Raw genomic sequence first — 5,410 nt, 5'->3', positions numbered from 1 at the left:
ACCGCTTTTTATCCCCTTAAAAGGGGAGGCGCATACCCACGATTTTTCGGTAAAAGTAAACTTTGAAGTTGAGAAAGAATAAAAGGTTACTAGCAAAGTCTCCTTTCTAAGCCTGAGAAGTAATTATTCATTACTCATTGCTGATAGCTGAATCCTTACCTCAGAGGAGTCTATTGTAGAGTCAAGAAAACAACAACAGAGAAGTTGAATCATATAGTCGTTAAATCTTGTGTATTCAAATTTTACCTTCCACGTAGTATTATATCTACTAGCACGTCTTACTTAAAATCAATATTCTAGTTGATATTCTTCTGGATAATCTTGAATCAATATTTCTGGATATTCCCTAACAATTTTTTGATTATTTTCAACATAAAAGCCATCAGTTATTCTATTAATATATTCTTTTTCAGAAACAAGTGATTTTTGAGTATCATTGACTATTAATCTGTAAAGTAATCCTAATCCATTGACAATATACTTATTTTTTGTCTTAAGAATTAATTTAATCTTATTAATCGCTATTGTTCTGTGAAGTTTATTAACATCAAATTTTTCATTGACTCTATCAGATAATAAGCTAGTGTCAAAATTTTCGACTTTATCTTCTAGGATATTTTCTAACTGCGAAATGATATTTTGGGCATTTGAGCGAAACTGTTCGTATAGAAAAATATGAACTTTGGGAAAGTTATCTTTATAAAGTTTAATTAATTCGTAATAACATAAATCAATTAAATTGATATTATGTGATAGATAATTGTAATATCTAGTATTTTTATTCCATCTATATTGATTCATAGATAAATCATCTTTATAATCATCGTAAGTATATTCTTTTTTAGAAGACCAAATATATTCTTTGATATTTCCTGCATAACCCATTTTTACTGCTTGATTATAGCTAGACATAAGCAGAGATTTCTGACCTCTAAGAAAAATAATAATTTCTGCTTGAGGAAATACTTGTTTGAGTCGTCTAACAATTAGAGTTCTATTAATGGTAAACTGAGTCCCACAAAATATCTCATCAGAAATAAGTATTTTAGATGCTGCTATTTTCCCTATTTCTTCTTTTATTTCTTCTGGATCATAATAACAATCATCTGCATACTGTAACTGATTAAATGTCTTACTTTGTTGAGTATAGGGTCTACTAATCAAGGTTGTATTATTGAGTCTGGGAAAAATTTTCTCCTGTAAAAAAGTTGTTGCTGTCTTAGGTAAACCTACATGAATAAAAATGTGTTTCATTTTAGATTCTCGTTGAAAAGATAAGTTAATTGAACTGTAAGCGTTTCCTCCGGAATGCTGCGCAAACAGCCGTCAGCTATCAGCTATTAATCTTGGAAAAGGTAAAAGTAACCTTTGAAGTTGAGAAATAATAAAAAGTTACTAGCAAAGAATTCTTTCTAAGCCTGAGAAGTAATTATTCATTACTCATTGCTAATAGCTGAATGCTTAAATTGAACTTTAACAATATGCAATACTGATACTCTATTTGTGGAGCTTTTGTCAAGCCAGATTTTCAGTTAGGGAGTGATACCATTTCTCGAAAATTTTGTTACATCTCCTTGGGAGTAGGGTTAAAAGGCATAATATATTTTGGATTAATGCCGATAATCCTCTACATTCATTACTGAATCATTATTATTACTTAATAAATGGAGTCACATCTTAAGTATACCATTATTTTTGGGAATTGGGATGAGTAAAACTTATCCAATATAAAAAAAAGAATGCTACAAAAAGGTGCATCTTGATCGGAGATACTTAAAAAGAGCCGCTCCAATTAATTTTAGATAGTTATATCTATTATTTTTACCTTTTTTTCCTCAATATTTCTTTCTTCTTCCTTCTTTCCTCTTATTTACTTCTACCATTTGTAAAAAATATTTATCTGATTGGTATTAGGGCTTTTTCTGTTAAGTAGGTGGGCTAAAGTTAAATATTCAGAAAAATCAAAACTCATTCTAATATCATGTCTGTTTAAGGGACTTCCAAATAAAAAATTATCCCATTAGCTATGAAAGTAAGGGAGTAGGGAGTAGGGAGTAGGGAAGAAATTGAAAAAGTTAAAGGAGTAGAGATTAGCGAGTTAACGATCTAAGTACAAAAATTGGAATAATTTATTTTCTACTATTCCCTAAATACCCACAATAAAAACTTTAGGGAGTAGCGAGTAGGGAATAAATTTAAATATACTCTTGTGAAACACTTGTTCCCTGTTCCCTGCTGTATGTATTACTAAATACAAATTTTTAAAAATATTAAATTACTATCAGTTAAGGATAGAAATATAGGATAACCTTATAATGCTATTGACCATTATCTAAATATTGCTGTCTAGGGTTACGGCTAAAACGGCTATAAAGATATACTAGATTTTTGTCCAATACATATCAATCAATCACATCGAATGTCCCATATCTACTTTGATTCTGAAAATAATTCCAAATCTTTTGAGTTACCAGGTGCTAAACCCCATTATAATCCGGATCGTCCAGGCCAAGTAGAACATATTTTCCTCGATCTAGAACTCGACATTCCTAATCACAGTTTTCATGGCAATTGTATAATTAGCTTAAGCCCTGTACGGAGTGGGATTGATAAATTAACTCTTGATGCAGTTGACTTAGAAATTCAATCTATTAAAGTTAACGACACTGAACAAACTTTTGATTACGACGGCAAAGAATTACAGATTTATCTGCAACCAGTTACTGAAGCAGGTAAACGAATAAAAGTAGCGATCGCCTATGCTGCCAAAAACCCTCAACGAGGCATCTATTTCATCACTCCCGACAAACATTATCCAAATAAACCAACCCAAGTTTGGACTCAAGGTGAAGACGAAGACTCTCGTTACTGGTTTCCCTGCTTCGACTATCCCGGACAACTATCGACATCAGAAATTCGTGTCAAAGTACCCCATAAATTTATGGCTATCTCCAATGGTGAACTTATAAGTACTGAAGAAAGTGAAGATAGCAAAACTTATCATTGGATGCAAAAACAAGTTCATCCTACATATTTAATGACCTTAGCAGTGGGTAAATTTGTCGAGATTCAAGATGAATGGAATGGTATTCCTGTTACTTATTATGTAGAAAAAAAACGCCAAGATGATGCTCGACGGACTATGGGCAAAACTCCCCAAATGATTGAATTTTTTAGTCAAGAATTTGGATATAAATATCCTTATCCTAAATATGCTCAAGTTTGCGTTAATGAATTTATTTTTGGAGGGATGGAAAATACTTCTACAACTTTACTCACAGATAAATGTTTACTGGATGAAAGAGCAGCTTTAGATAACCGTAATTCTGAAAGTTTAGTTGCTCACGAACTTGCACATCAATGGTTTGGTGATTTAATCGTAATTAAACATTGGTCTCATGCCTGGATTAAAGAAGGAATGGCTTCCTATTCAGAAGTATTATGGACAGACCATGAGTACGGTAAAGATGATGCTGCTTATTATTTATTGAAAGAAGCTAGAAGTTATATTGCTGAGGATAAATCTCGCTATCGTCGTCCAATTGTTACTAATATTTATCGGGAAGCAATAGAACTTTATGACCGTCATCTTTATGAAAAAGGTGCTTGTGTTTATCACATGATTAAAACCGAATTAGGAGATGAATTATTTACAAAAGCTATTCATACTTTTGTGAAAAATAATGCTCATAAAACGGTGGAAACTATCGATTTATTAAGAGCAATTGAACAGGCAACAGGACGGAATTTACTATTCTTATTTGACCAATATGTTTTCCGGGGAGGTCATCCTGATTATCAGGTTAATTATGCCTGGGATGGTGATAGTAAATTAGCGAAAGTAACAGTAAAACAAACTTTAGTCAAAAACAATAAAAATGGGGACTCAAGTAAAGAATTATTTGACCTAAAAATTCCTATTGCTTTCGGTTATCTCAAAGAAGAAAAACCAGAATTGACAACTTTCACTGTACGAGTACACGAGCAGGAACAAACTTTTTATTTTCCCCTTCCAGAAAAACCAAAATTTATCAGCTTTGATGTTGGTAATAATTATCTCAAAACAGTGAAATTGGCATATCCACTGGCAGAGCTAAAAGCACAATTACAATTTGATCCAGACCCCATCTCTCGTATCTATGCTGCCGAGGCGTTAGCGAAAAAGGGTGGGTTAGAAGTTGTGAAAGTATTATCAAAAGCGCTGATAGAAGAATCTTTTTGGGGTGTGCGCGTTGAAGTGGTGAAGCAACTGGCAAAAATTCAACTAGACCAGGTTTTTGATAGTTTGGTTACAGGTTTAAAAGACGAAGATGCTCGCGTGCGTCGTGCTGTGGTGGAAGCACTAACACAGATCAAAACCAATAAAAGTTATCAACAACTAAAATCTATAGTGAAAAATGGCGATGCTAGCTATTATGTAGAAGCTGCTGCCGTGTCGGGAATTGGGGATATTGCTGCTGCCAATGCTAACTCCGATCGGAAGCCAAGAGAGGAAAAGGTAATTAAATTGTTGAAGTGGGTATTGGCAGAAAAAAAGGGTTGGAATGAGGTAGTGCGTTCTGGTGCGATCTCAGCGTTGAGTAAGATGAAGACTTCTGAAACTGCTCTGAATCAGATTCTGAAATACACTGTTCCTGGCGTGGCGCAGTCGTTACGTTTGAGTGCTATTCGTTCTCTAGGCACAATTTCTACTGCTCAGTCTCCTGTTAATTTGGAGCGTATTTTGCAACGACTAACGGAATTATCACGGGAAACATTTTTCTTAACTCAGATGTCTGTAGTAGCTGCATTGTGGCAAATGGAAACTACTAAAGCAATTGCAATTTTACAGAATATAGTCGATCAAACTGCTGATGGCAGAGTACGTCGTCGAGCTGAAGAAGGGGTACAGAAGGTGCAGAAAAATATTGGTTCTGATAAAGCTCTTAAGCAGTTACGTCAAGAATTCGATAAAATGAAAAAAGAAAATCAGGAATTGAAAAGTCGCTTGGAAAGTTTGGAGGCTAAGGCTAAAGAGTAAAGTAGGCTGTCACTTCAGTTATCAGTCATCAGTACCTCTGTAATAAGGAGGTCTGAAGTTTTTTCCGACTACCTCCTCTATCACTCCCATTTCTCCTGACTCCTGACTCCTCCGTCGTTTATTCATAACTGTTCAACCGGACATGATACAGCAGATTCCATTTTAGTGAGGTACACCCGTCGCGGGCAAGATGCTTCCTCGCGAGCAAGATGCTCGGACTGGGAACATTTAATTGTTAACCTTTGTACTTCATATACCTGGAATCTGCTGTATTATTGAGCCAACTCTAATTATTAATTATTCGGTATGGCAATGAGCGCTGGTATATTTACAAATTGCAGGAGATGTTCAATAGCTAAAAGTCTTATATTATCCGCAATTTATTCCCCC

At 34.4% G+C, this 5,410-nt stretch carries 2 protein-coding genes; one reads left to right on the top strand and one right to left on the bottom strand.

The genetic code is table 11. The annotated features are described in order from the left end of the window. Positions 1–288 precede the first annotated feature (288 nt). Positions 289–1,254 carry a hypothetical protein gene (locus tag AC3DU7_RS23830; RefSeq protein ID WP_488041783.1) on the bottom strand — a complete coding sequence of 322 codons (966 nt, stop codon included), beginning with the start codon at positions 1,252–1,254 and terminating at the stop codon, positions 289–291. Positions 1,255–2,419: 1,165 nt separating this feature from the next. Between AC3DU7_RS23830 and AC3DU7_RS23825 the strand changes: the two genes are divergently transcribed. Beyond that, positions 2,420–5,020: a M1 family aminopeptidase gene (locus AC3DU7_RS23825; protein ID WP_488041782.1), complete on the top strand. Its 2,601-nt coding sequence runs from the start codon at positions 2,420–2,422 to the stop codon at positions 5,018–5,020. Positions 5,021–5,410: the final 390 nt, after the last annotated feature.

Source organism: Okeania sp., from assembly GCF_983059655.1.
Note: the sequence above shows the minus strand (reverse complement) of the source record. Positions and strands in the feature narration are given on the sequence as shown.